Source organism: Pseudomonas sp. K2I15, from assembly GCF_002204795.1.
Classification (GTDB): Bacteria; Pseudomonadota; Gammaproteobacteria; order Pseudomonadales; family Pseudomonadaceae; genus Aquipseudomonas.
This window is the reverse complement of the sequence record NZ_NIXO01000014.1, coordinates 54,936-80,207: the sequence shown is the minus strand read 5'-3', so window position 1 is coordinate 80,207 and position 25,272 is coordinate 54,936. Positions and strand designations below refer to the sequence as shown.

Sequence of the window (25,272 nt, the reverse complement as noted above, 5' to 3'; positions counted from 1 at the left end):
TTGGGGCGCCAGCCTGCGGGTAGGGTCAGCCCGTACTTCCCCAAGGACCAGGATGATGAGCCAGAAACCCTATTTTTTTCCCGAAGCCATGCGTGTGGGCTGGAGGGCGCTGGACCGTGAGCGTCGACTGAACATCGACAGCAAGGACATCGAGTTTCTCGGCAAAGTGTTCTTTGCCAATGACGCAGGGCGCCGGCAACAGTCGCCGCCGATGATTGCACAGCGTATCTTGCTGAATAAAGAAGCCGCGGACGCCGTCGAGCTGGCTGGCAGCTTTGTGATGAGTTCAACCAGCGCATACCCCCACACTTTCCTCTACACCCCGTATGGCGGCCTGGAAAAGTTCGATAACCCGGCCCAGGTACTGACAACCCTGGCCGAGCGCCTGAAAAGCCAGGGCCAAGCCACACAATTGCTGCACTTCCTGCCCTTGAAGCAACAGGCATCACAGGTACTCGATAGCACGCTGGTGTTGACCCTTGCAAACATGCTCGGTGACGTATTTGGCGAGCAGGAAAAAACCCTGAATTTCTACCAGGCCAAAAACCGCCAGGCGCTGCTGGATGAGCTGAAGCAGCTACCGGCGCTGCACACCCTGCTTTCGCAACTGCTCGGCAGCGTCTGCCGACGGCGGTTCCCAGGCATCGACCCCAGCGAAGCCCACGTCAGTTTTTTCGCCAGGCAGCCCGCCGGGCACCCTGTACCGCGTTGGCTTGATTCGCTGCCAGTCACAGACGCCGTGCTGTTGTTCTACCGCGAGCAAGCCTGGCCTGCCGGGCAAACCCGGGAGTTTCTCCATCCCAAGCGGCCACCTGACCCCAAGGATCCGCAACGCCAGTCCCGCGACACCCAGCACTGGGAAAACGCCATGGTGCAGGCCGCCGGCCACCTGATCCCGTTCCTGCAAAGTGCGCTGGAGACGTTCTGGAACAGCGAGATGCTGCCAAGGGTTTCGCGTCGGGCCTGGTTCGCCCAGGCCATGGCCGCCAACGCGCGACTGGACATCCTGCTCAAGCGACAACGTTCCATCATCAGCCCCGAACAGAGCCTGGCATTGGCTGCCCTGTACCCGTCCGAAAGCAGCCAGGCCGAGCACGATGGCCATGCACTGCGCTTTGAAAAGGTGCTGATCTGGGAACACTCGGCCAACGTCGTCGAATTAGCCAGTACCTTGATGATCGGCAACTCGCAGACCTTTCTCTACAACCCGGACAAGGGGTTGCAGGTGCTCGGAAGCCAGGACGACCTGATGGATGCGCTCAAGGCGATGGTCAAGGCGCCCGGGTACGAAAACGACCTCTACAACCTGATGTCCTTGGAGGAGCGGGCGCTGTTTGTGGGTTTCAAGGCGCTGCAGTTTTCGGGCAAACCCATCACCGGCAACCTGTTTGAGCACGTGGTCGACGACATCATCAGCAAGCAACAGCGCAACCTTGGCTACGCCCTCGACCTGTACCGCCGCACGCGCGCCGGCATCGAGCCCGCAGCCCTGGTGGATCATGCGCTGGACGTGCGCTACATGATCGATAGCCGACTTCCGGGGCTGGACAGCGCCGGGCGCTGGACGCCCCATTCGGTATTGGCCGACCCGACCCGACCGGTTTCACTGACCGCAGAGCGCGCTGCCCTGTTACAAAAACAGATGGTGAGCATCCAGCAACTGCTGGTCGAGCAGATTCGTGCACAGCCAACCCTGGCGAACATCATTAACCAGTCACTGGCCGCCGAGTTCAATCGCCGGGGCCTGCGTGGCCTCGACCCACAGGCTATCTACGTCAATCGATACGCCAGCACTGCAAGGGACACAGAAACGGCGCCGCCCCTGGAAAGCCAAAGCCTGAGCAGTTACTTCGCCGGGCGCCTGACCCAAGGCGTGGGCCCGATTCCTCAAACCCCCGACTACGGCCTGTACCAAACGCGTGACAGCAGTCGTGTCGAAAAACTCGGCAACCTGGACATACCGCACGCCAACACGATTCTCGATGCCACCCAGATCAAATTCCATAACCACGACATCGCCAATACGCCCCGCGAGTACCTGGAAAACCTCAAGGTACCCATGGCCCATGCCATGTCGATCGCGATCCAGGGAGAAGCCAGGCTCAGGCGCCTTAACAACAGCCTGGACGCCCGCGACGAAGCCATCGTGCAATCGGTGCTGGATCTTCAACGGCCCGACCGGCGCAAGCGCCAGGCGCTGGAGGGTTTCATCCCGGATGCCTACGCGTTGACCGTCGAACCCCAAGGCCTGGCGCAGAGGGTACCGTTGGCCCATTGCCTGATGCTCACCGAACGCGGCGGCCTGGACCCGTCGCACTCAGGGCGGGCGCTGTTATGGACGCCAGCCCGAGGACTGGAGAGTTTCCCCAATGTGAGCCAGCTGCAATTGGAGCTGGAACGACGCCTCGCCGACCCGGACCGGCGCATGCGCCTGCTGGAGAATCTCGACCCGCGCTACCTCAAACCGCACCTGCCCTGCCCGCTCGGCCATTTCATGCAGATCAATGGCGCGGTTGCACAACATCGCCAGCAGTCCTGGATTGATCATTACACCGCACAACGGGCCCACTGCCTGACGCTCAAGCTACCCGGCGACACCTTGCTGGAACGGTTTGAAGAACTGGAAAAAACCTTGCCGGCCAACGATCTTGAGCACACCGCGAAAATCGCCCAGACGCTCCTGGCGCAACAGTCATTACCCGCCTGGCTGGGGATGGCATCGGTCCGCCAGCAGCGGCGTCATGTCGAAATCCTTGAGCAATACCGCCATAGCCTCAAGGACGACAAGGATTACCTCGACGATTTCCCCCCACTGACGAAGTACCTTCACGACAAGCTCGACGAACTGTTGACGGAGTATAAGGTGCACCCGGAGCACGTCTACATCCTCCCCAAGCTGGTGCTGGCCGGCCAGCGCCAGAACCTGGTGGACTACGCCCTGAATCACGTCACACAGCAGGCCGCGAGCTTCGACGTTGAGTCCACAGCCGTTGGCCTGACGCCTGCTGTGGTCCGCCAGATCCTCGCCCGTCTGAACCTCGCACAGGACCAAAAGGCCTCTGTGGCCGAGAAGCTCACGCCCGGCAAGCCGGGCGCCCTGGAACGCGAGCAGCGGTTTATCCAGCAACTGCCCTGGCAATTGTTGCAACACGCCCACGCCCTGAAGCTACAAGAGCAGCTGTCGCCGACCGGCTTGAGCTTGATCGAGCAGGTGCTCGACATGCCGGATGCGATTGCCCGCGCAGCCGTCAAGGGCGCCACGGCCAGCATCCGCCCGCTGGAGTTGATCGCCACGGCAGGTGCCAGCACCCTCAAGGCGTTAGGCATCTATTTGATCAACACCGCCGAAAAGTCCCCGCTGGTGATGTATGCACCCTACGGCCCACACCACCTGTTCCAGGAGTTCGAAAATGAGGCGGATTTTTTGCGCAGGCTGAACGTGCCCGGCTTGTTGCAGGACTGGGTGCTCGGCCGTCTGCCAACCACCGCGCAAGCCACCTATAAAAACCTCTGGGCCAGCACCATCGGGCAAACCACCGAGATCACGTTGACGACCAACCCGATCACCGGCCAGGCGCTCAAACAGTTGTACCTGGACAACATTGCGTTGATCGCGCACCTGCTCGAACAGCAAGGCAATCCCAATGGCCGGTCTGCCTGGGACACCCTCAAGGCCCTGTTTACCCGTGGCCTGCAACAAGCGCAGGGGTTGCTGCCGGGCAGGCTGATGATCCCTCTGGTGATCTGGCAGAGCTACACACTGTTCAAGACCTCTGCCGAAGACTTGCAGCAACATCGCTGGCGCCACGCACTGGAGACGTTTATTGGCGGTGTAGCGCAAATGGCCTCATTGCGCGAGTTGATGGAAGATTCACCCAGTGCAAGTCCTGCGCCGACACCCACGGCCAACACATGGCAAGACATCGACGTCACCGCGCAGGCACGCACCCGGCTGCAATCGTACGAAGCCGGCGACACCAGCCTGGACCAACTGAGCGCCGCCAGTTCCGGGGTCTACACGTCGAAAGACAACCGCCATTACCTTGCTTGTGAGGGCAAGGTTTACCGCGCAGAACCGGCCGGCGGGCACTGGCGACTTTTCAGTGCCCGGTCCAAGGGGCCGCAGATGCGCTTGGATAACGAGCGTAAATGGACCGTCGAAAACCGTCCCATGGTGCGCCGCCACGGTCCTGGTTTTAGCGCCCTGCTCGACCGTCGCGAGATCAACGTGGCAGTGCGCCGGGTGATGAACGTCGAGGCCCGCGGCATGGCCGAGATTCGCCGCGTCTCTCCACGCCGGGCCGAGGCGATTGTGGATGCGCTGGACCTGGCCACGTTTTACCTGCACAACTGTCAGCAGAACCTGAAGCTGCTGGATGCCAAATACGCACCTGTGACGCGGGTTCATCGTTTCATCAACCGCTTCTTTGGGATTCCGGCGGACCCCATCACGGGCCCGGGCACCTTGCCCCCAGAGCTCTCCAGCAAACTCATGGAAGTCGTCACCAGCCTCCTCGATGAAGCGCTGGAGCCGTCGCTCTACTCACTCAACTCCAAGCGCTTCGTCTCCGGCTCGCACATTGCCGACCCTCACATTCATTGGGCGTTTATCATGGATAACGATCCGTATCGGCGCATCTACCTCACCGACAACTTCTTTGATCCGCCCACCGCCTCGTTCGAGGGCCGCCTGATCAGTTATTTCGACAAGGAAATCCATGCGCGCGCCACCACGCTGATTCATGAACTGACGCATATCGTGCGCAAAACCGTCGACGCGGCGTATATCAATTCCGCATCGCCTTTTTCCGATCTGGTTGAAGTACAGACCCAGGAAGGACGGGATCTGAAGGCCTGGTTGCAAGACATCCAGGAAAATACCTACTCAGTGCGCACCCCCATCGGGCAACTGTTCAAATCCACGGACGCGACAGGGCTGGATCTTGGGGCAGCCCCGGAAGAGGACTACATCGTGGAGCACATTCTCGATACCACAGGCGGCGTGGACCTGAGCGACGCGCGAGGGATTTTCAAAACCGACCTGATGCGGCGGTTCCACACCCAGATTGATAACGCCGACTCGTTGACACTGTTGATCACCACACTGGGGCGTCAGCTGGATCCGGTGCCGTTGGTAGCGCCCCCGTCACCCTGACGGGTTGGCCTGCGCAGGCCTGAATCAGCCTGCGCACGCTTCGCTCAACCCGCTATTCAGTCTTTCTGGTCACGCAATACGTTGCCCGACGCGCCGTCAATGCGGAACTCATAAACGATGCCGTCGGACTTGCGCCCTTCCCCTTCCCAATAGCCGTCATTGTCGGCTTCGATCTTGTAGATCTCGATGTAGCCAGCCTTGGTCTTGGCGGTCTCGATGGCTTTTTCGATGGTGATCCAGCCAGCGCCCGGCTTGTCTGCCAACGCGGCGCCGGCACTGAGCAAGGCAGAAGTTGCAACGATGGCGACTAAGGTTTTCTTAAGCATTTTCGTGCTCCATTGAGGGAAAGAATGTTACGTGTCCTGATTTTTTAGGGCCGCCCAGACGAGAATTAGTTCCAATTGATGTGCATTCGCCATGATGGCTGTTCTCGCCATCCTGCTGTGGAGGTTAGAATGTGCGAAATCAGGATGAGTTAATGACAGATAAGTCCCTTTCAGAAGCCGAATATGACGCCATCACCGATGCCGCTGCGCACTGGTGCATGCGCATGCATGCGGGCGATTGCACAACCGCCGAGCGTCAGGCTTTCGAGCAGTGGCACGACGCGCATCCTCTGCATGCCTTCGAATACGCGGCCATGCTGGAAATCTGGGACGTTGCCGACCATCTGCCCCGCAACGAGCCGGCCCCGGTCGTGGTGCGGCTGCAGCCGCGCAGCCGTTTAAGCAACTACGCGGTAGCGGCGGCGATATGCCTGGTGGCGTTGCCACTGGCGGCGTTCACGGGTTGGGAAGCCGGTTGGCTGCCCAGCTCGTACAAACATTACGAAGCCCAAAACGCCCTGCGCCAGGTCACCCTCGACGATGGCAGCCAAGTGGAGCTGAACCTGGGCACCGAGTTGGTCTACAGCAATTACAAGGACCAACGCCGGGTTACCCTGAAAAAGGGCGAAGCGTTTTTCAAGGTCAGCCATGACCCGCAACACCCCTTTATCGTCCATGCCGGAGATGGTCAGGTTCGGGTGACCGGTACTCAGTTCAACGTCTGGAAATACGAAGACCATGTGCGGGTCATGCTGCTGCAAGGCTCGGTGCTGGTCTCCAGTGACGACGCCCACAGCGGCTTGCGGCTGTCTCCCGGGATGCAGGCCAGCTACAACCGTGGCGACGCCATCCCCCAGGCCCAGTCGATTGCCCCCGGCGACACGGCCCTGGCCTGGCGGGACGGCAAGCTGATCCTCGACAACCTGGCCCTGGCCGACGCGTTGCCGCTGATCAACCGCTACCTGAGCAAACCGGTGATGCTGGCTGACACCGGCACCGGTACGATTCGCATTGGCGGCATCTACAACATCAACGAAGTGTCCAACCTCGTTCCCTCCTTGCCCAAGGTCCTGCCGGTCTACCTGACCCAGAACCAGGACGGCAACTCCGTGCTCAACTCCATTCCGCGTAAAACCCCGAAAATCTGACCTGCGGTGGGAGGGCGTGCGCCCTCTCCCAAGGTCATCGCCTGTCTGTAACCGTCCACTTTTGAAACACTTGCACCGGCTGAGCTGACAGCCGGCTGCGGACTGCCGGGTTTATGGCGCGCAGTGTTTCATCCGTGAGACACGTGGCGGGCGGGCTGAACGCGGGCCTGTCGTCTCAGTTTTGAAACACATCCCGCCTGCCTTGTTTTTCCCGCGCTCATAACACGTTGAATCCCTTCATAAAATCAAAAGCGGCACAGCTCCTGCTCTCTTCCTGATAGCGCTGTTTAGGGTCAGCGCCAAGAATAAGGAATGCCGTCGTGAAGACACTTAATCCAGGCTCATTGAGCCTCCTGCTGATCAGCTGTGTACTGAGTACCGGCGTGAGCCTTCCAGTGCTCGCGGCAGGCGATGGTGTGATCGTGATTCAGCGCACCGTCCAGGGCCACATGGCTGGCCGCACTGCCGGCGTCGACCCCAACCCCGTCACCGTAAATGCCAACGCAGCCCCACAGATCCTGCGGGCTACCAGCGAGCTGAGCGATAACGACTACGCCAACATCAGCAGCGGCTCCAGTATCACTCGCGCCATTTTGCCCGGCGGCAACCTTCCCGGCTTGACCAACAACGGTGGCGGCGTGGGCCTCGGTGCGGGCGCAGCGGCCGGCCATGGTGGCGGCTCCAGTCTATCGGGCCAAATCAACGGCTCAATCTCCCGCGGTATGGCGCCTCTGAACAACATCGGCAGCCTGATGGGGGGCCAGTGAGATGAAATATTCCTGGTTGTTCCTCGCGATCCTGGGCAGCGCATCGGCGATGGCCGACAACAGCGCCTTGATCGATAACTCCGGCAAGCAATACAACGGCATCGTCTCGATCAACCAGGCGGCCGGCGATCAGCAACAGCAAACCAACAACCGGGTCATTTCAGTGGGTGGCAATGCCCAGTCCGGTGTCTCGATCACGCAGACCATCGGCGGTGCACCTGCCGACCGCTCCCAGAACGCCAAGGTGGCGATCCAGGGCAACTCTTTCAGCAATGGCAACGGTGTACTGGGCGTCAACCAGTCGGCCGGGGCCAACAACCAGATGATCAATGCGGTGCGGATCAGCGTTAACGCTGGCCCGCAAAGCATCGACGACAGCGTCATGTCGCAACAGAACGTGGCGCTGTCAACAAACTCAGGGTTCACCTCTACCACTGGCAGCCGCCAGGTCGTTACCAGCGACCAGGCCTTCACCGGCAGCCGTGGAGTGGTACAGGTGAATCAGAGTGCCGGGGTGGGGAACCGCATGGCTAACGCCCTGAATGTGCAGATCCAATGAGCATTGGATCGCAACGCTAGACCGTACCAACACTTAACCAACTAATTAGAAGCAAGGGGAAATACCATGAAAACTACAATGGCTCTTAAACCACTGGCCTTCGCTCTCGCTGCAATCATGGCTGCCGCCGCACATGCCAACCCACCCATTCATCAGCCTACCTCCGTGGTAGCCGCCGTTTCCGATGCACAGTCGAGCCACAACAACGCCGTGCTCAACCTGGGCACCCAGAACAATGCATCGGCCAACAACTCGTTGAACGGCAGCAGCGGCAACGCCCAGGCCAACATCGCAGCCGGTGATGGCAACCAACAAGACAACCAGACCGCCATTGCGGCCGGTGACGCAGATGCCGTGTTTGCCCTGGGTACCATTACCCAAGACAACCACAACAACATCTCCGTGCAAGTGGCTACCCACAACAACGCTTCGCTCAACAACTCGGCCAACGGCAGCTCCGGCAACCTGGGCGTGAACGTTGCCGCGGGTAACTTCAACCAACAGAAAAACCAACTGGCGATTGCCTCTGCCAAGGGTGCTGCTGCTGCCGCATCGAGCAACACCACGCAAACCAGCGTGGACAACGCCTACCTGAACACCGTGGCCACTCAGTCTGGCCCATGGGGCAGCCACACCTACCTGCCTGTCGTGAACAGCGCCAGCGCCAACAACTCGCTTAATGGCTCTTCGGGCAACCTGAGCGCCAACATTGCTGCAGGCGTGGGCAATCAGCAGGGCAACACCACTGTGATTTCCTCCGGCGTACGCTTCTGATCCAACGGGGCCTTGGCAACAAGGCCCCTTTTTATTCCAGTGTCCACCAGGCCATTCGATCATGCGGATCATCGCCCTCACCTTCCTGTTACTGCTCACCGGCCCGTCCTGGGCGGGGCAAATGGCGATTGCTGCCATGCCCGGCGGTGGCGTGATCTACAAGAAAGTCGAGAGCATCCGTGAACGCAAGTTCGCCAACCTGGTGGAACAGAAAACCGATTTCAGCTGCGGCGCCGCCGCCCTGGCCACCATCCTGCGCCAGGCCTACTGGATGGATGTGGATGAAGACCACATCATCAAGGGCATGCTGATCAACGCCGACCAGGACCTGGTCCGCACCCAGGGCTTCTCCATGCTGGACATGAAGCGCTACCTGGAAAGCATCGGCATGCGCGCCCGGGGTTACCGGATCAACGCAGACACCCTGCTCACGGTGAAAATCCCGGTGGTGGTGCTGCTGGAGATTCGCGGCTACAAGCACTTCGTGGTGATGCAGCGCGCCGACAAAGACTGGGTCTACATTGGCGACCCGGTACTGGGCCACAAGCGTTACGCCCGCGACGACTTCGTCAAAGGCTGGAATGGCATCGTCTTCGCCGTACTGGGCGAAGGCTACGACAAAGCCAACGTCCTGCTCGACCCGCCCACACCGCTGACCGCGAAAAACCGGATCAATGAGTTCAGTCCGGTCCGGGACAGTGAATTGATGGACTTCGGTTTTATCCAGAGCGACTTCTTCTAGAAGCGCAATAAGGGGCAGGATGCTCCAGGAGCAAACGATGAACACTTACCGTTGGCTGACGGTCATGTGCCTGGCAGCCTCAATGCCCGCTTATGCGTCATCGGTGTTCAAGCCGATTGAAATAAAGGACTCGGAACTGGCTGAACTGCGCGGTCGCTACGTAATGCCGGGCCGGATCATCAGTTTCGGGATTGTGATGAGCAGCACCTGGACCAACGCCGCCGGCGACAGCATCACCGGCTCAGCCAGCATGCACGTCAACTCGTCCACCATCACCCCGCAGTTTTATGTGACCACCACCAGCACCACCGGCAACGGCTCGACGCCCACCACGGGCACCGGCACGGTCGTCGGCGGCTCCGGGCTGGGCACCGGCCAGGGCGTTACCCAGAGCGTACGCGCCGCCGGCGATGGCAATACCGCGAACAACAACGTCGATATCAATGTGAGCCAGAACGGCTTGTCGCCGGCCAATATCGTGCAATCCGGGCAGGCACTGGTCGCCGGCCAAACCATCACCGGCAACAGCGGTGCTGGCCAGGTCAGCGTTTCGGCGAAGAATGGCGGGCTGCAAATGGCGATTTTGGCCGCCAACAACCAAGGCAACGTGATCCAGCAAATCGGCGCTGGCAATGTTCTGCAGGGCACGGTTTTGCAGGGTAACAGCAACTTTGTCAGCAACATGACGCAGCTCAATGTGGTGCTCGGCAACAACGGTTTGAACAATTTGGGGCAGAACCTCAACCTGAATCAACTCAAGGGCCTACGCACTAACAGTTATTGAACTACGCTGTGCCTCGACACTTGCGCATTAGAAAGGGACGGCTTATTTCATGCATCGATCGCTATCGTTACGTGCCGTAATTTGTTTAAGCACGCTCCTGCCCGCATCCATCCTGTATGCAGCGCCGGACACCGACATCGACACATTGAAAAAGGAATTGCTGGAACTCAAGCAACGCTACGAAGTGCAGCAAAAAGCACTGGCGGTGTTGGAACAACGGGTGCGGCAGGTTGAAGAACAGCCTGCTGCGCCACCCCCGAAACGCCTGGCCAAATCCCCGGCAGACTTCCAGAAAGGCGGTACCACAGTGGCCGGCAACACGCCGGGAGTCGGCGCAGCGGCCGCCTCCGGCGGTGCAGCCGGTGGCGCGTCCTACGGCCAGTCCCTCAAGGACGATTCGGCCCCGGCGCAAAGCGTGAGCAACCTGTACAACGAGGCCAGCGGCTTCTTTGGCAACGGCAAGTTCAGCTTTGAAACCGGCGTGACGTATTCGCGCTACGATGCCCGCCAGTTGACGCTCAACGGTTTTCTGGCGCTGGACTCGATCTTCCTCGGCAACATCAACCTGGACCGGATCAAGTCAGACAGCTGGACCGTCGACCTCACGGGCCGCTACAACCTCGACAACCGCTGGCAATTCGACGTGAACGTGCCGGTGGTGTACCGCGAGTCGACCTATCAGTCTGGCGGTGCCAACGGCGGCAGCGGCACGGCGACCTCGGAACAATCGGTCACGCGCGACCCGACCATTGGCGACGTCAACTTTGGCATTGCCTACAAGTTCCTCGACGAGAGCGTCAACCTGCCGGATGCGGTGGTGTCGGTGCGGGTCAAGGCGCCCACCGGCGAGGATCCGTTCGGCATCAAGCTGATCCAGTCACCGACCAACACCAACCTCTACGTGCCGGAAAACCTGCCCACCGGCAACGGTGTGTGGTCGATTACGCCGGGCATCTCGCTGGTCAAGACCTTCGACCCGGCCGTGTTGTTTGGCTCGCTGTCGTATACCCATAACCTGGAAGACTCGTTCAGCGATATCAGCTCCCAGGTCGGCCAGAAAACCCCAGGCAAAGTGCAGTTGGGCGACAGCTTCCAGATCGGCGCAGGTGTAGCGTTTGCGTTGAACGAGAAGATGAGTATGTCGTTCTCGGTGTCCGACCTGGTGCAACGCAAGAGCAAGCTCAAGCCGGATGGCGGCGACTGGCAGTCGGTGGTTTCCAGCGATGCCAACGCGGGGTACTTCAACGTGGGCATGACGATTGCGGCAACCGACAACCTGACGATCGTGCCGAACTTGGCCATCGGCATCACACCGGATGCGCCGTCGTTCAGCTTCAGCCTGAAATTCCCGTATTATTTTTAAGGCATGACAACGGGAAAAGCCCCGCAACGATAAGGGTCGTTGCGGGGCTTTTCGGTTTACCCGCCCTAGCGGATCTGGTGTTTGTGCAGCAACCGGTAGAACGTTGGCCGGGAAACCCCCAGCACACGGGCCGCGACACTCAGGTTGTCGCTGTGCCGGTTGAGCACATCGCACAGCGCCTGACGCTCGGCGCGGTGCTTGTAATCTTCCAGTGTAGCCATCGGCAGCGCGATTGCCTGCTGGCTTTGCAGTCCCAGATCAACGGCTTCGATCTGCCGCCCTTCAGCCAGTACCAGGCCACGCCGTACGCGGTTGGCCAACTCGCGCACATTGCCCGGCCAACCGTGTTCGCCCATGACCACCAGCGCGTCTTCGCTGAAGCTGCGGGGGCGGCGGCCGGTTTCCTGGCTGTAGAAGTGTGAAAAATGGTTGGCCAGCATCGCCACGTCGCCATGGCGCTCGCGCAACGGCGCGGTCACCACTTGCAGGACGTTGAGCCGGTAATAGAGGTCTTCACGAAAGGTGCCCTTTTCGACCGCGGCTTCCAGGTCGACGTGGGTGGCCGCCAGTACGCGTACATCCACCGGAATCGGTTGGCTGCCGCCGACCCGCTCGATCTGCTTTTCCTGGAGAAAACGCAGCAGGTTGGCTTGCAGCTCCATGGGCAAATCGCCGATTTCATCGAGAAACAAGGTGCCACCATGAGCCGCCTCGATACGCCCGACCTTGCGCTGATGGGCGCCGGTAAACGCGCCCTTCTCATGGCCAAACAGTTCGGACTGGATCAGGTGTTCGGGAATCGCCCCGCAATTGATCGCCACAAACGGCTTGGCGTGGCGCTGGGATTGGCGGTGCAGGGTGCGGGCGACCAATTCCTTGCCGGTGCCGCTGTCACCACGAATCAACACCGGGGATTCAGTAGGCGCGAGTTTGGCGAGCAGTTTGCGCAGTTCACGGATGGGGCGGCTATCGCCCAGCAGCTCGTGTTCCGGCTGGCCGGCAGGCGCGTTGTTGCCCTTGCCTCGCAGGCGCGCCATGCCAAAGGCGCGGCCTAGGGTGACCTGCACCCGCGACACGTCAAACGGCAAGGTATGGAAATCGAAGAACCATTCGCAGACAAAATCGCCGACATTTTGCAGGCGCAGCACTTCCTGGTTGAGCACGGCGATCCATTCGGTGCCGCTGCGGCTGATCAGTTCCTTGACCGCTTCGGGCCGCTCCAGGTGAAACGGCTGCAGGCGCAACAATCCCACGTCACAGGAACGCTCACCCACCGCCTCCAGGGCACAGCTGTCTACGTCCCACCCCGCCGCCCGCAAACCGGGCAATAGCCCGTGGCAGTCGTCACAGGGATCGACCACAAGCAGGCGACGCTGGGCAGGTGTAACAATCATGACTATTCCTTGGCGTCAAAATCGTTAAAGTTATTTAAAAACAGCTATTTGGGAAGACTGCTGATGACCTTAGCAAGATCTTGACGCAGCCTTTGTACCGATTCGCTATAAGTCGCGAACGAACCGGGCCTTTTCCGTGGACGGGTGCGGTCAATTGCCGCAGCGTAACTTTCATGAGGCTTTCAAAATAGCCCCTTACATGACTTTAATCAGGGAAAGTTGAAAAATCTTCTTCTAACATGTGACCCGTACCCGGTGATCGTGCATCAGTACAAGTAACCAGTCGTTAGGCACGCCCAACCAACGGCTTCACTTGAATGGGCATTTAGAGAGAAGACCCCATGAACGCCCCGCTCCGCATCAACGAAGCTCTTTTGATCGCAGACCGTGCTTTCCAGCCCTTTCAATGTGTGGCCTGGCACGACGGCAACGGCGCCCTGAGCCTGAGCGTCATCGACCGCACCAATACCCGTATCGGAAGCAAGCAGCTGTCTTCCAGCACTTATACCGACCCGGCACAGCTCGAAGACTTGCTGTTGCAGGCCCGCGCTGAACTCGACAAAGATGGCTATCAGTTGCAATCCTGGGCGATGCCCAAGTAACTGAAACTGGCGTTGGGCGGCACCTTAAAGTGTGCCCCGGACCGCGCAGTATATTGATCAGCACTAACACGAGTGAGTAGTCAGCGATGCAAGTTGCAACTTTGCATAGCTGACTACTTATTACCGTGTTTGCTAATCAGTGGGCCGAAAGAATAAACCGCTCAATGGCTTCCGCCGCCCCATCATCGACATTACTGCCGGTAACGACACTGGCCTGGCGCTTGACCACCTCTTCGGCCTGGCCCATGGCGATCGACAACCCCGCCACGTGAAACATCGCAGGGTCGTTGCCGCCATCACCGATGGCTGCCGTCTGCTCCAGCGGTACACCGAGGTGCGCCGCCAGGGTTTTCAGGGCTTCACCTTTGTTGGCCTTCATCGCCGTTACATCCAGGAATACTGGCTGCGAGCGGGAAACCTGAGCCAACCCTTCGACTCTGGGCTGCAACTGCGCCTCAAGCTCGATCAGCAATTGGGTATTGGCACTGGCCGCAACAATCTTGTCGACCCGATCCAGGAACGGCTCGAAGCTCTCCACCACGATTGGCCCATAGCCCAGGCCGTGCTCCTCGCGAACCGCCATCGGCCCACCAGGATCGCGACGCAGCCAGTCACCGTCGGCAAACACCCAGACTTCCACCTCCGGCTGCGGCGTAAACAAGGCCAGCGCCACCAACGCCGCTTCTGCCGGCAAGTGATGCGCCACCAGAATACTGCCGTCGGGATTGACCAGCGTGCCGCCATTAAAGCCGGCAATCGGCAGATCAATGCCCAGTGCCTCCACCTGCTGACGCATGGCCTTGGGCGGGCGCCCGCTGGCCAGGCTGAAAAACACCCCGGCCGCGCGCAAGGCGCGAACCGTATCGATGGTGCGTTGGCTGAGGCTGTGATCGGGATGCAACAGCGTGCCGTCCATATCACTCAACACAAACCGGATGGGTTGACTCGGCAAGTCACTCATCCGAGGCTGTGCCACGTGCGGCCATCGCGGGCCAGCAACGCATCAGCCGCCTCCGGGCCATCCTCACCCGCCTTGTAGGCCTGGATACCGTCATCCTGCTTCCACGCATCGAGAAATGGCTGCACTGCACGCCAGCCGTTTTCGATGTTGTCGGCGCGCTGGAACAAGGTCTGGTCGCCGGTCATGCAGTCGTAGATCAGGGTTTCGTAACCCGTTGACGGCTGCATTTCGAAGAAGTCCTTGTAGGCAAACCCCAGCTCCACATTGGCCATGTCCAGGGTTGGCCCGGGCTTTTTCGCCAACAGGTCGAACCACATGCCTTCGTTCGGCTGGATCTGGATCTTCAGGTAGGTGGGCTTGAGCTCATCGACTTCGGTATCGCGGAACTGCGCGTAAGGCGCAGGCTTGAAGCAGATGATGATCTCTGTGTCGCGGATGCTCATGCGCTTGCCAGTACGCAGGTAAAACGGCACACCGACCCAGCGCCAGTTGTCGATCATCACCTTGAGGGCGACGAACGTTTCGGTGCTGCTGTCGGGGGCGACGTTGGCTTCTTCACGGTAACCCGGCAGTTGCTTGCCGGCGACTTCACCGGCGGTGTATTGGCCGCGTACCGAGTTGGCCCGCGCGTCCTCCAGCGACCAGGGCCGTATGGCCCCGATCACCTTGGCCTTCTCGCCCCGCACCGCATCGGCGCCAAAGGCGGCCGGCGGTTCCATGGCGATCATCGCCAGCAACTGGAACAGGTGGTTAGGCACCATGTCTCGCAGGGTGCCTGTGTGTTCGAAGAAGCTGCCACGGGTTTCCACACCGACGGTTTCGGCAGCGGTGATCTGCACGTGGTCGATGTAATGGTTGTTCCAGAACGCTTCGAACAGCACGTTGGAGAAACGGCTGATGAGGATGTTCTGTACCGTTTCCTTGCCCAGGTAATGGTCGATGCGATAGATCTGCTTCTCGCTCATCACCTTGAGCAGGCAAGCGTTCAGCGCTTCGGCGGTGACCAGGTCCGAGCCGAAAGGCTTTTCGATCACCACCCGGCGGAATGCCTCCGGGGTTTCTTCGAGCAAGCCGGCAGCGCCGAGGCGCTGCACCACTTCGGCGAAGAAACGCGGCGCGGTCGCGAGGTAGAACACCGCGTTACCGGTGCCGCTGTCGGCGATCTTCTTGCCGATGTCGGCGTAGGTGCCGTCGTCGAGGAAATCACCCTCGACGTAGCTGATGCCCTTGGCCAACTGGGCCCACAATTGTGGGTCCAGGGCGTCGTCACCCTTGCCCTTGACCTTGCTGGCGGCCTCGGTGCGAATGAAGTCTTCGAGTTTCTTGGCGAAATCGGCGTCGCTGATAGCATTGTGATCAACGCCCACAATGCGCAAGCCGTTGCCCAGCAGCCCGTCGCGACTGAGGTTGTACAGCGCCGGCATCAGCAGGCGCTTGACCAGGTCACCGTGGGCACCAAACAGAAACAGGGTGGTGGGCGGAGCGGGTTCGGCCTTGGGTTTCTTGCCGTTGGCGGTCATTTTTTGGGAGTCTCCACATGGCCGCCAAAGCCGAAGCGCATGGCAGAGAGCATTTTGTCACCGTAGGTACTTTGCTGGCGGGAGCGGAAGCGCGCGAACAGCGAGTTCGACAGCACCGGCACCGGCACCGATTGCTCCATGGCAGCTTCAATGGTCCAGCGGCCTTCACCGCTGTCGGCAACCGAGCCGGAATAACCGTCGAGCTTGGGATCGGTGGCCAATGCATCGGCGGTCAGGTCCAGCAGCCAGGACGACACCACGCTGCCACGACGCCAGACCTCGGCGATATCGGCAACGTTAAGGTCAAAGCGCTGGTCTTGCGGCAGGTTTTCCGAATTCTTGGTCTTGAGGATGTCAAAACCTTCGGCGAAGGCCTGCATCATCCCGTACTCGATGCCGTTGTGGATCATCTTGACGAAGTGCCCGGAACCGGCGGGGCCGGCGTGGATATAGCCTTGCTCGGCACGGCTGTCAGCGGCAGCCGAACGGTCCTTGGTGCGCGGGATGTTGCCCAGGCCCGGCGCCAGGCTTTTGAAGATCGGGTCCAGGAGCTTAACGGTCTCGGCGTCACCGCCGATCATCATGCAGTAGCCGCGCTCCAGGCCCCATACGCCGCCGGAAGTGCCGACGTCGACATAGTGCAGGCCTTTTTCCGACAGGGCCTTGGCCCGGCGGATGTCATCCTTATAGAAGGTGTTGCCGCCGTCGATGATCACGTCACCGTCTTCCAGCAGGTTACTCAGTTCTTCAATGGTATTTTCGGTGGGGTCGCCTGCCGGCAGCATCACCCAGATCGCCCGGGGCTTTTGCAGCCCGGCCACCAGGCCCGCCAGGTCGGAAACGCCCGTGGCGCCCTCGCCTGCCAAACCTTTTACGAATGCTTCATTGCGGTCGTAAACCACGGTGGTATGCCCATTGAGCATCAGGCGTCGCGCAATATTGCCACCCATGCGGCCTAGTCCAATAATCCCCAGTTGCATGTGCTGATGCTCCTTACTACGAATAAATGTGTGTCACAGTTTATAGCGCAATGAGGCTAATGAGGGTTAGTCCAGAGCGGATCTGCATAGTTTCATGACAAAAAGTAGCCATCCTTTAGCCTTCATCGGGGCAAAAGTCACAACGACCATCAAAAATAAAAAAGTTCCCTTCGTTAAAAAAAGAATTCAGAATTGCCCCGACTGTTGCCGAGAGCCTCGAATCAAGCGCTCTGGCAGCGCGATACACCGGCTATTTGCGAGGTAAGCAATGAGCACTGCACACATGACCCGTCCGCCACAGACCCTCTACGTCAACATTCGCCGTGATGAATTGCGCCAGTTGAAAGACGAACGCGACCAACTGCAGCAGGAAGTCATGCGTCTGCGCTCGCACTTGCAAGGCCAGCTCAATCAGCCGTCCGGCGCCCAGCCCGCACTTTGCTGAACGTGAGCTGAACGAACCGTTCAGGTATAACTCACGAAGTTTTCACATCTTCATCCCGATACTCCCGCCGAATAGGGTCGCGCCACGTGCGCAGGCCCTCTGCTGCGCGCTTTCTTGCGCAGGCACTGAAAAATTATCGGGTTGGAGCGCTGGATGGCGATGTTCAAACGCAGCACTACGTCTGCGAAAGGTTTTGATTGGGCCGGCCTCGGCTGGATGTTCCTGTTCTTCTGGTATTTCTCGGGTATTACCCAACTGCTGATCCAACTGACCGGCACCTCCGGTTTCAGCGGCTTCCGTCAGGCATTCTTCATGAGTGCGCTGTGGCTGGCACCGATGCTGTTATTCCCGCGCCGCGCGCGCCTGCTGGCGGGGTTGATCGGCGTGGTGCTGTGGGCCTGCTCCATGGCCAGCCTGGGTTACTTCTTCATCTACCAGCAGGAATTCTCCCAAAGCGTCATCTTCATTATGTTCGAGTCGAACATCTCTGAAGCCGGCGAATACGCCACCCAATACTTCGCCTGGTGGATCGTGCTGGCGTTCATTGCCCACACTGCCATGGCCGTTTTCCTGTGGACCCGTGTGCGCCCGGTGCACCTGCCCCGTGGCCAGGCGATGGTGGCGGCCACCGCCATCGTGATTGCCATCGTCGGCTACCCGCTGGTCAAGCAGATCGCCAAGAGCGAAACCATGGAACTGGCCATCGACCGCTTCGAAACCCGCATCGAGCCGGCCGTGCCGTGGCAGATGATCGTGGCCTACCGCCGTTACACCGAACAACTGGACAGCATGCAAGGCATGCTGACCAGCGCCAGCAAGATTGCGCCCCTGACCAACCTCAAGGACAGCATGGCCGGCCAGCCATCGACCCTGGTGCTGGTGATCGGCGAGTCCACCAACCGCCAGCGCATGAGCCTGTATGGCTACCCGCGCAGCACCACCCCGGAACTGGACAAGCTGCGCGACCAACTGGCGGTGTTCGACAACGTCATTACCCCGCGCCCGTACACCATTGAGGCGCTGCAACAGGTACTGACCTTCGCCGACGAAGAAAACCCTGACCTGTACCTCAAGACCCCGTCCATCGTCAGCGTGATGAAGCAGGCCGGCTACAAGACCTTCTGGATCACCAACCAGCAGACCATGACCAAGCGCAACACCATGCTCACGACCTTTTCCGAACAGGCCGACGAGCAGGTGTACCTCAACAACAACCGCAACCAGAACGCCCGCCAGTACGACGGCGACGTGCTGGAGCCGTTCGCCAAGGCCATGTCTGACACCGCAGAGCGCAAGTTCATCGTGGTGCACCTACTGGGCACCCACATGAGCTACCAGTACCGCTACCCGCCGACTTTCGACAAGTTCACCGATCGCCAGGGCGTGCCTGCCGGGATCAGCGACGCGCAGTTGCCGACCTACAACAGCTACGACAACGCGGTGCTGTACAACGATTTCGTGGTGTCGAGCCTGATCAAGGACTACGCCAAGACTGACCCGAACGGCTTCCTGCTGTACCTCTCCGACCACGGTGAAGACGTGTTCGACTCGGCCGGCCACAGCACCCTCGGCCGCAACGAAGGCAAGCCGACGGCACCGATGTACACCATTCCGTTCATGGCCTATGCATCGCCCAAGTGGCGTGAAAGCCATGACTGGAGTTTTGGCGGCGACTTGCAGCGGCCCTACAGCAGTTCGCAGTTGATCCATACCTGGGCCGACATGGCGGGGCTGAGCTTCGATGAACTGGACCACAGCAAGAGCCTGGTCAGCGACAGCTTCAAGCCCCGGCCGCTGTTGATTGGCAATCCTTACGAACGCCAACAAAAGGCCTTGATCGATTTCAGCCTGCTCAAGCCAAAGAAAACCGACTCCACTGACTGGGTCGCCAAGTAACGCCCTCACCCCAAGGCTTCAGCGTGCAATGCGCTGAAGCCTGCAACATACGGATAAGACTTATTCTCATCCAAACCTAAAGTACGCCGTTCCCCACCGTCTTTAAATCGCGTGATCAATTTAAAGACGACAAGGAATTCGCTGCAATGTTAGCGCCTATTACCCGTTCCATGACTTTGACCCTCGGGCTTTTCAGCGCAGGGCTGAGCACCGACCTGCTGGCTGACGACCCCTATCAGGAAACCGAAGAAACCGCCAAAGCGCTGGAGTTGGCCAGTACCAACATCACAGCTGCCAACCTTGGCTCCGACACCGAAGGCACCGGTTCCTACACCACCGGCGCCATGAGCACCGCTACACGCCTGAACCTGTCGATCAAGGAAACCCCGCAGTCCGTCTCGGTCATCACTCGTCAGCAGATGGACGACTTCAAGCTGGGCACCTTGAGCGAAGTCATGAACCAGACCACCGGCGTGGTGGTACAGCGAAACGACTCCGAACGTTTCAACTTCTATTCGCGCGGCTACGCCATCCAGAATTTCCAGATCGATGGAATGCTCAACACCTTTACCGGGCTGAAGTCCGACTCTGACACCATCATCTATGACCGCATCGAAGTGGTACGCGGCGCCACGGGCTTGACCACCGGCGCCGGCGACCCCTCGGGCACCATCAACATGGTGCGCAAACGCCCTACCGCCGAATGGGCAGCCAACGTCGGCACCGGTGCCGGCAGCTACGACAACTACTACAGCTACGTCGATGTGGGCGGCCCCCTCGCCTTCGACGGGCGCCTGCGTGGCCGCACAGTATTGGCCTACCGTGACAGCAAATCCTTTCGCGACCGTTATGCCCTTGAGCGAAAGGTAGGCTACGGCATTCTCGAAGCCGACCTGACCGACAGCACCGTGCTGGCAGTGGGTTATGACTACCAGGACAAACAGGTTCAAGGCGCAACCTGGGGCAGCGTGCCGTATTGGAACTCGCTGGGCGGCAAGGCCAACATGCCACGCTCCAACAACATCACCACACCCTGGAGCAACTGGCCGCTGACCGACCGCACCACCTTCGCGACCCTTGACCAGAAACTGGCCAATGATTGGCGCTTCAAAGCCGCCTACACCCACCGGCAAAGCGAAACCGACGGCAAGGTCTACTACGGCGGCGGCGGTTACCCGAGCGCCGACCGCAGCGGCGTCAGCGCCTACAGCAGCCATTTCGCAGGCAAAGATAAAATGGATGCGGTGGACTTCAACGTCGCGGGGCCTTATTCGTTATTGGGACGCGAGCATGAGGCCATGGTCGGCTACGGTCAGGCGCGCCACCGAGACTCCTCGCCCTACATTATTGGCGATCGGCCCGACAGCTATCTGCAAATTCCGGACTGGGCAGACACCGGAGGCATCCCTGAATTTGCCGATGAAACCACCGGCATGGATTCGAGCACCGGCAGCACCTATCAAAAGGCCGGTTATCTGGCCACGCGCCTGAGCCTGAGCGACGACTGGCATGCCGTGCTGGGCAGCCGCTACGGCTCTTGGAAGTCCACCAGCTCCAATTATGAGTACGAGGAACGGCAGTTGGTGAACATACGTCACAGCAGCCAGACCCAAAGTGACGTCTGGACGCCCTACGCCGGTTTGCTCTACGACATCAATCAGGATTTCACGGCCTATGTCAGCTATACCGACATCTTCAAACCGCAGACGCAAAAGGACGTAAGCGACAAATACCTGGAGCCGATTGTCGGCAAGAGCTATGAGTTGGGCCTCAAGGGCAGCCTGCTGGATGATCGCCTGACCCTGTCGAGCGCCGTGTTCTGGACGACTCAGGACAACGTGGCGGAGGTCGATGACTCCATCCCGCTGGGCCCAAAGGGCGAGCAGTATTACAAGTCCGGCGGCAAGGGTAACAAGGTGCAGGGCTTCGAAGTGGAGGTCGCAGGCGAAGTAATGCCCGACTGGAACGTAAAAGCCGGTTACACCTACACCCACTCCGTGAATGGCGAAAAAGAACGCAACAACACCGCCCAGCCCCTCAACCTGCTGCGTACCTCCACGACGTATCGCCTGCCCGGCAACTGGCGCGCGCTGACGGTAGGTGGCGGTGTCAATTGGCAGAGCGACATCTATCGCTACGCCAGCCGCCCCGTGGGCCGTAATGCCAATGGCAGCCTCATGACCCAGAGCACGGCCATCCGTCAGGAGGCTTATGCGTTGGTCAACCTCATGTCGCGTTATGAGTTTGATAAGCACCTGTCGGCGTCATTGAACGTAAACAACTTGTTTGATACGAAATATTACAACAACGTCGGTTTTTATAACGGCGTTTATTGGGGAGACCCGCGCACCGTAACGCTGGCACTGGACTGGAAGCTTTAAGCACTCCCCCTCGCCGAACCCGAAGTTAACAAAATCGTTAACTTTCGGCCAGCAAGAGGTTAACCCTTACTTAATATTATTGGCCCACAGTCTGCCTATCCCGCCGCTGACCACAACGCGCGGACCCCCACACACTTAATGAGACACTGCCATGAAAATTTCGACTGTTATCCTTGCCGGCCTGATGACCATGACCTCCGTAGCAGCCTTTGCAGAAGGCGGCTCCGAGCGCTCGAAGGAGTTTTACAACAACTTCACTTTCGTCCAGGAACAAACCCACGGCGCAGATAAGCAAACAGCACTGGCCGACGGCAAGTCCGTAAAGCCCGCTTCTGCCGAACAAACTACCGAGATGCAACAACCCAACAGCTGATGCTTACCTGTAATACCCTGTGCTATTCCGCTCTGATAGCTAAGGCCAACTTGGCGCCACTTGCTGGCGCCTTTTTTTGCCTTTGATTAAATAAACATTAATTAAAGCGGCTTACTCCAAAACAACATCCGGCCATGCCCCGGATCAAATACCGCATCGTCGAAACCAAACTTGCGATAAGCCGACTGCGCCACCGCATTGCCTTCAAGCACTTCGAGGGTGATCTTGCAGCAGCCGCGCTGGCGAGCGATCTCCTCGACCTTTTGCAGCATCTTCTGGCTCAGCCCCAAGCCACGGAATTTATCCATCACCACTACGTCGTGCACATTGACCAGCGGGCGGCAGGCAAAAGTGGAAAACCCTTCAAAACAGTTCACCAGGCCTGCAGGCGCACCGCCGACAAACGCCAGCACACTGAACGCATGGGCGCGCTTGGCCAGCTCCGCCGGCAGTTGCTGCAAGCGATCGGCCGGCAGGCTGTGGCCACCGCCCATCGGGTCTTCGGCGTAATGATTGAGCACCAGACCAATGGCCTCGGCATGTACCGGGTTGGTGTAGCTGGCTTGCAGCACCAGGATTTCTGCGGTGTCCATTTCCTTCCTCGTTAACGGTGCAACAGGGACTCGGTCCCCATAAAAAGGACCGATTGTAAGCGTGCAGTGGGCATTAGATGAAGGAGATTAACTACATTTACCCGCGTGAAAGCGCGCCAGTCTCGCCGAATCGTGCCAACTGCATCTCCTGCAAGCGGCTCAGGGTGCGGCGAAATGGAAACTCCAGGTAACCTTCGGTATAGAGGCTTTCCAATGGCACCTTGGCCTCGATGTACAGCGGCACCTTGCGGTCGTAGCACTCGTCTACCAGGGCGATGAAGCGCCGGACGCTGTCGTCATGCACCGACAGTTCCGGCAGCTCCCGGTCACCGGCATCCACCCGCTGCGCGGCGTCTTCGGTGCCACGGGCGATTCGGCCAGGACGCTTTTGTGCGCTGAGGTCAGGCACTTCCCCCAGCAAAATGGCCTTGAAGCGATCACACAACAGCATGAAATCCATCGCAGCCAACGGCTGTTCGCACAGGTCGGCATAGCGGCACCACAGCACGGTTTCACTGGACTGCACGGCAACGATGGAGCGGTAGCCGACTGCCACTGGAGCACTGCTCACGGCCTGTCCGCCGCTCAATTGGCGAAACACTTCTGCCAATGCCTCGGGCCGATCAACCCAGTAACGCTGCAGCGCCGTCCCTGGATGCAGGCGATGATCTTCCCCGCCGTTAACCGCCACCACGCGCATGTGCCGCTTGATGGCCTCGATCCCCGGCAGGAAGCGGTCACGGTTGAAACCATCGGCGTACAACTGGTCCGGTGGCTGGTTGGACGTGCAAACCATGACCACGCCTTCCTCAAACATCACCTGAAACAACCGGCCGAGAATGATCGCGTCACCGATATCATTGACGAACAACTCATCAAAACACAGCACCCGCACTTCCTGGCTCAGTTCACGAGCGAGGGCCTGCAAGGGGTCGTGGGTGCCGGTCAGCTGGAACGAACGCTGATGCACCCAACCCATGAAGTGATGAAAGTGCTGGCGCCGTGCTGGCACCCGCAGGGTCTGGTAGAACTGGTCCATCAGCCAGGTCTTGCCCCGCCCGACCGGGCCCCACAGGTACACACCGGAGATGGGCCTGTGGCCGTGGTGCAGGGCCTGATGGCAGTCTTGCAGGGCTTGCACCGCCTCGCGCTGGGCGTCGTCGGGGACGAAACCCTGTTCGGTGATGGCGTGCTGGTAGGCGGCGAGTGGCGAGTCGAAAGTCATGCCCGGCAGTATGCCATGACGGCTACAGGGAAATATCCAATCGGGAAATCTTGCCCTGCTCATTGAGGCGGAACGTATAGCGCAGCTCCAGCGGGCTGCCGGGAAAGCGGCCGGTGATCAGGTTGCTGACCAGCACCTTGCCCGTGCGGTGCTGCACATTGAGTACCTGCACCTTGGGCTGATAACGGCGCCCGGTATCTTCCATCCAGCGGGCAATGGCTGCGGTGCCGATCTGATGCTCGCCTTCGTCGAACACGTTGGCATCCTCGGCAAAACAATCGACCACACGCGAGGTGTCGCCGGTATTCGCAGCGGCAATGTAGGTCGCGATCGCCGGGGCCAGTTCGGGGGTGGGTTGGGACATGGTGACAGCTCCTTGCTAGTGATTTATGGAGCCATGCTAAAGCAACACTGTGTCAGTTCTTGTCAGGAGTAAACGGCCCGGATTCGTTCTGTTCCATCAGCTTGCGCCAGGCCCGCAACCAGTCGCTGCGCCGCCCCGGATAACGCTCACCTTGCAAGCGGGCTGCGGCCACCCGGTCGGTGCGGAAGGTACGATAGGCACCGCGCAACTCGCACCACGCGACGATCACCCGCACTTCGTTGAGAAAGCCCAGGGCCAACGGCCAGATCAGGCGTTGGCTGGCGGTCTGGCTGGCATCGGCGTAATCGATGTGCAGTTTGGCCTGGCCGCCAATGGCCTCGCGAAACACATTCAATGGTACGCGGTTTTCCGGGTAACCGAACCCTGGCGGGCCAGGCAGCAATGTGGGATTGCGCAACGCTTCCTGGGCCGCTGGATCAAGCACATCGGCGATTTTTGCGAGGGCATTGGCGGCGGCCAGGCTCAGCACGTCGTCACCCCGTTGATCGACATACCGCAAGCCCAGCACGATGGCCTCGGTCTCGTCGGCATTGAGCATCAGCGGCGGCAGGAACAGTCCGGCACGCAATACATAGCCCACGCCCGCCTCGCCGTAGATCGGCGCGCCCAAGGCGGTCAACTCGGCAATATCGCGGTACAGCGTGCGTTCGGAGATCTCCAGCTCTGCCGCCAGCACGGCGGCCGTCACCGGGCGTTTTTTGCCCCGCAGGACTTGCAACAAGGTCAGCAGACGACTGGTACGCGACACGTTGATCACGCTCGAAAGAGGAAGGTGGCGCAGCTTAGCAGAGGCTTCTGTCAGAAACTGTCAGGAGCCGGCGCGCTTCTCTTCAGAAGCCAAAAGCCGCTTGACGAAGTGCGCGGCTGGTAGCGATCCAGACCGAATACAGCCTGGCCGC

22 protein-coding genes are annotated in these 25,272 nt (G+C 59.7%); 13 read left to right on the top strand and 9 right to left on the bottom strand.

Annotated features, from left to right (window positions below; translation table 11 throughout):
• Window positions 1-55 precede the first annotated feature (55 nt).
• A complete protein-coding gene (locus CEC48_RS11560; RefSeq protein WP_088423850.1) occupies window positions 56-5,155 on the top strand; it encodes a dermonecrotic toxin domain-containing protein in 5,100 nt (1,699 codons plus the stop codon).
• Window positions 5,156-5,211: 56 nt separating this feature from the next.
• Here CEC48_RS11560 and CEC48_RS11555 read toward each other — a convergent pair whose 3' ends face one another.
• Window positions 5,212-5,481 carry a PepSY domain-containing protein gene (locus CEC48_RS11555; protein ID WP_088423849.1) on the bottom strand — a complete coding sequence of 90 codons (270 nt, stop codon included), beginning with the start codon at window positions 5,479-5,481 and terminating at the stop codon, window positions 5,212-5,214.
• Window positions 5,482-5,633: 152 nt separating this feature from the next.
• Between CEC48_RS11555 and CEC48_RS11550 the strand changes: the two genes are divergently transcribed.
• The 7 genes from CEC48_RS11550 (at window position 5,634) to CEC48_RS11520 (ending at window position 11,618) form a co-directional block, all read left to right on the top strand.
• Complete coding sequence (locus CEC48_RS11550) at window positions 5,634-6,629, top strand: FecR family protein (RefSeq protein WP_088423848.1); 996 nt, start codon at window positions 5,634-5,636, stop codon at window positions 6,627-6,629.
• A 320-nt stretch (window positions 6,630-6,949) separates the two neighbouring features.
• Window positions 6,950-7,396, top strand: coding sequence for a hypothetical protein (locus tag CEC48_RS11545; RefSeq protein ID WP_088423847.1), 447 nt, complete (start codon window positions 6,950-6,952; stop codon window positions 7,394-7,396).
• 1 nt (window position 7,397) lies between these two features.
• Window positions 7,398-7,955 carry an adhesin gene (locus tag CEC48_RS11540; RefSeq protein ID WP_088423846.1) on the top strand — a complete coding sequence of 186 codons (558 nt, stop codon included), beginning with the start codon at window positions 7,398-7,400 and terminating at the stop codon, window positions 7,953-7,955.
• 78 nt (window positions 7,956-8,033) lie between these two features.
• The gene (locus CEC48_RS11535) at window positions 8,034-8,729 is read left to right on the top strand and encodes a hypothetical protein (RefSeq protein WP_088423845.1); all 696 of its coding nucleotides are present in this window, start codon (window positions 8,034-8,036) and stop codon (window positions 8,727-8,729) included.
• Window positions 8,730-8,790: 61 nt separating this feature from the next.
• Window positions 8,791-9,471, top strand: coding sequence for a C39 family peptidase (locus tag CEC48_RS11530; protein ID WP_088423844.1), 681 nt, complete (start codon window positions 8,791-8,793; stop codon window positions 9,469-9,471).
• A 37-nt stretch (window positions 9,472-9,508) separates the two neighbouring features.
• Entirely contained in the window at window positions 9,509-10,255 is a 747-nt protein-coding gene (locus tag CEC48_RS11525) for a hypothetical protein (protein ID WP_088423843.1), read from the top strand.
• A gap of 49 nt (window positions 10,256-10,304) precedes the next feature.
• The gene (locus tag CEC48_RS11520; RefSeq protein WP_088423842.1) at window positions 10,305-11,618 is read left to right on the top strand and encodes a hypothetical protein; all 1,314 of its coding nucleotides are present in this window, start codon (window positions 10,305-10,307) and stop codon (window positions 11,616-11,618) included.
• Window positions 11,619-11,683: 65 nt separating this feature from the next.
• Here CEC48_RS11520 and CEC48_RS11515 read toward each other — a convergent pair whose 3' ends face one another.
• A complete protein-coding gene (locus CEC48_RS11515) occupies window positions 11,684-13,012 on the bottom strand; it encodes a sigma-54 dependent transcriptional regulator (protein ID WP_088423841.1) in 1,329 nt (442 codons plus the stop codon).
• A 341-nt stretch (window positions 13,013-13,353) separates the two neighbouring features.
• Here CEC48_RS11515 and CEC48_RS11510 point away from each other — a divergent pair, with 341 nt between their 5' ends.
• Complete coding sequence (locus tag CEC48_RS11510) at window positions 13,354-13,614, top strand: hypothetical protein (protein ID WP_088423840.1); 261 nt, start codon at window positions 13,354-13,356, stop codon at window positions 13,612-13,614.
• 136 nt (window positions 13,615-13,750) lie between these two features.
• Here the strand turns inward: CEC48_RS11510 and CEC48_RS11505 are convergent, their stop codons facing one another.
• From CEC48_RS11505 to gnd, 3 genes are read right to left on the bottom strand one after another with little or no spacing between them, the layout of a single operon-like run.
• Complete coding sequence (locus tag CEC48_RS11505; RefSeq protein ID WP_088423839.1) at window positions 13,751-14,575, bottom strand: HAD family hydrolase; 825 nt, start codon at window positions 14,573-14,575, stop codon at window positions 13,751-13,753.
• The gene (gene zwf, locus CEC48_RS11500; protein WP_088423838.1) at window positions 14,572-16,095 is read right to left on the bottom strand and encodes a glucose-6-phosphate dehydrogenase; all 1,524 of its coding nucleotides are present in this window, start codon (window positions 16,093-16,095) and stop codon (window positions 14,572-14,574) included. Before zwf ends, CEC48_RS11505 begins: the two co-directional genes overlap by 4 nt.
• Window positions 16,092-17,099 carry a phosphogluconate dehydrogenase (NAD(+)-dependent, decarboxylating) gene (gnd, locus tag CEC48_RS11495; RefSeq protein ID WP_256579701.1) on the bottom strand — a complete coding sequence of 336 codons (1,008 nt, stop codon included), beginning with the start codon at window positions 17,097-17,099 and terminating at the stop codon, window positions 16,092-16,094. Before gnd ends, zwf begins: the two co-directional genes overlap by 4 nt.
• 244 nt (window positions 17,100-17,343) lie before the next feature.
• Between gnd and CEC48_RS31550 the strand changes: the two genes are divergently transcribed.
• From CEC48_RS31550 to CEC48_RS11480, 4 genes are all read left to right on the top strand, one after another.
• Window positions 17,344-17,520 (top strand): DUF6026 family protein, encoded by a 177-nt coding sequence (locus CEC48_RS31550; protein WP_176438704.1) that lies wholly within the window; start codon window positions 17,344-17,346, stop codon window positions 17,518-17,520.
• Between the two features lie 153 nt (window positions 17,521-17,673).
• Window positions 17,674-19,416: a phosphoethanolamine transferase CptA gene (locus tag CEC48_RS11490; RefSeq protein WP_088423836.1), complete on the top strand. Its 1,743-nt coding sequence runs from the start codon at window positions 17,674-17,676 to the stop codon at window positions 19,414-19,416.
• A gap of 146 nt (window positions 19,417-19,562) precedes the next feature.
• Window positions 19,563-21,797 carry a TonB-dependent siderophore receptor gene (locus CEC48_RS11485; RefSeq protein WP_088423835.1) on the top strand — a complete coding sequence of 745 codons (2,235 nt, stop codon included), beginning with the start codon at window positions 19,563-19,565 and terminating at the stop codon, window positions 21,795-21,797.
• 151 nt (window positions 21,798-21,948) lie between these two features.
• Entirely contained in the window at window positions 21,949-22,170 is a 222-nt protein-coding gene (locus CEC48_RS11480) for a hypothetical protein (protein WP_088423834.1), read from the top strand.
• Window positions 22,171-22,271: 101 nt separating this feature from the next.
• Here CEC48_RS11480 and CEC48_RS11475 read toward each other — a convergent pair whose 3' ends face one another.
• From CEC48_RS11475 to CEC48_RS11460, 4 genes are all read right to left on the bottom strand, one after another.
• Window positions 22,272-22,763 carry a GNAT family N-acetyltransferase gene (locus CEC48_RS11475; RefSeq protein WP_088423833.1) on the bottom strand — a complete coding sequence of 164 codons (492 nt, stop codon included), beginning with the start codon at window positions 22,761-22,763 and terminating at the stop codon, window positions 22,272-22,274.
• Window positions 22,764-22,860: 97 nt separating this feature from the next.
• Window positions 22,861-23,988 (bottom strand): cell division protein ZapE, encoded by a 1,128-nt coding sequence (gene zapE / locus CEC48_RS11470; protein ID WP_088423832.1) that lies wholly within the window; start codon window positions 23,986-23,988, stop codon window positions 22,861-22,863.
• Between the two features lie 22 nt (window positions 23,989-24,010).
• The gene (locus CEC48_RS11465; protein ID WP_088423831.1) at window positions 24,011-24,352 is read right to left on the bottom strand and encodes a nuclear transport factor 2 family protein; all 342 of its coding nucleotides are present in this window, start codon (window positions 24,350-24,352) and stop codon (window positions 24,011-24,013) included.
• Between the two features lie 52 nt (window positions 24,353-24,404).
• Window positions 24,405-25,121 carry a YafY family protein gene (locus tag CEC48_RS11460; protein ID WP_088423885.1) on the bottom strand — a complete coding sequence of 239 codons (717 nt, stop codon included), beginning with the start codon at window positions 25,119-25,121 and terminating at the stop codon, window positions 24,405-24,407.
• Window positions 25,122-25,272 lie beyond the last annotated feature (151 nt).

Excerpts from the sequence above, each read along its gene's own strand:
- CEC48_RS31550 (WP_176438704.1), top strand. The coding sequence starts at position 17,344 with ATGAGCACTGCACACATGACCCGTCCGCCACAGACCCTCTACGTCAAC.
- CEC48_RS11550 (WP_088423848.1), top strand. The coding sequence starts at position 5,634 with ATGACAGATAAGTCCCTTTCAGAAGCCGAATATGACGCCATCACCGAT.
- CEC48_RS11465 (WP_088423831.1), bottom strand. The coding sequence starts at position 24,352 with ATGTCCCAACCCACCCCCGAACTGGCCCCGGCGATCGCGACCTACATT.
- CEC48_RS11480 (WP_088423834.1), top strand. The coding sequence starts at position 21,949 with ATGAAAATTTCGACTGTTATCCTTGCCGGCCTGATGACCATGACCTCC.
- CEC48_RS11525 (WP_088423843.1), top strand. The coding sequence starts at position 9,509 with ATGAACACTTACCGTTGGCTGACGGTCATGTGCCTGGCAGCCTCAATG.
- CEC48_RS11560 (WP_088423850.1), top strand. The coding sequence starts at position 56 with ATGAGCCAGAAACCCTATTTTTTTCCCGAAGCCATGCGTGTGGGCTGG.
- CEC48_RS11555 (WP_088423849.1), bottom strand. The coding sequence starts at position 5,481 with ATGCTTAAGAAAACCTTAGTCGCCATCGTTGCAACTTCTGCCTTGCTC.
- CEC48_RS11485 (WP_088423835.1), top strand. The coding sequence starts at position 19,563 with ATGTTAGCGCCTATTACCCGTTCCATGACTTTGACCCTCGGGCTTTTC.
- CEC48_RS11535 (WP_088423845.1), top strand. The coding sequence starts at position 8,034 with ATGGCTCTTAAACCACTGGCCTTCGCTCTCGCTGCAATCATGGCTGCC.
- CEC48_RS11505 (WP_088423839.1), bottom strand. The coding sequence starts at position 14,575 with ATGAGTGACTTGCCGAGTCAACCCATCCGGTTTGTGTTGAGTGATATG.
- CEC48_RS11510 (WP_088423840.1), top strand. The coding sequence starts at position 13,354 with ATGAACGCCCCGCTCCGCATCAACGAAGCTCTTTTGATCGCAGACCGT.
- CEC48_RS11490 (WP_088423836.1), top strand. The coding sequence starts at position 17,674 with ATGGCGATGTTCAAACGCAGCACTACGTCTGCGAAAGGTTTTGATTGG.
- CEC48_RS11475 (WP_088423833.1), bottom strand. The coding sequence starts at position 22,763 with ATGGACACCGCAGAAATCCTGGTGCTGCAAGCCAGCTACACCAACCCG.
- CEC48_RS11515 (WP_088423841.1), bottom strand. The coding sequence starts at position 13,012 with ATGATTGTTACACCTGCCCAGCGTCGCCTGCTTGTGGTCGATCCCTGT.
- zapE (WP_088423832.1), bottom strand. The coding sequence starts at position 23,988 with ATGACTTTCGACTCGCCACTCGCCGCCTACCAGCACGCCATCACCGAA.
- CEC48_RS11530 (WP_088423844.1), top strand. The coding sequence starts at position 8,791 with ATGCGGATCATCGCCCTCACCTTCCTGTTACTGCTCACCGGCCCGTCC.
- CEC48_RS11520 (WP_088423842.1), top strand. The coding sequence starts at position 10,305 with ATGCATCGATCGCTATCGTTACGTGCCGTAATTTGTTTAAGCACGCTC.
- zwf (WP_088423838.1), bottom strand. The coding sequence starts at position 16,095 with ATGACCGCCAACGGCAAGAAACCCAAGGCCGAACCCGCTCCGCCCACC.
- CEC48_RS11540 (WP_088423846.1), top strand. The coding sequence starts at position 7,398 with ATGAAATATTCCTGGTTGTTCCTCGCGATCCTGGGCAGCGCATCGGCG.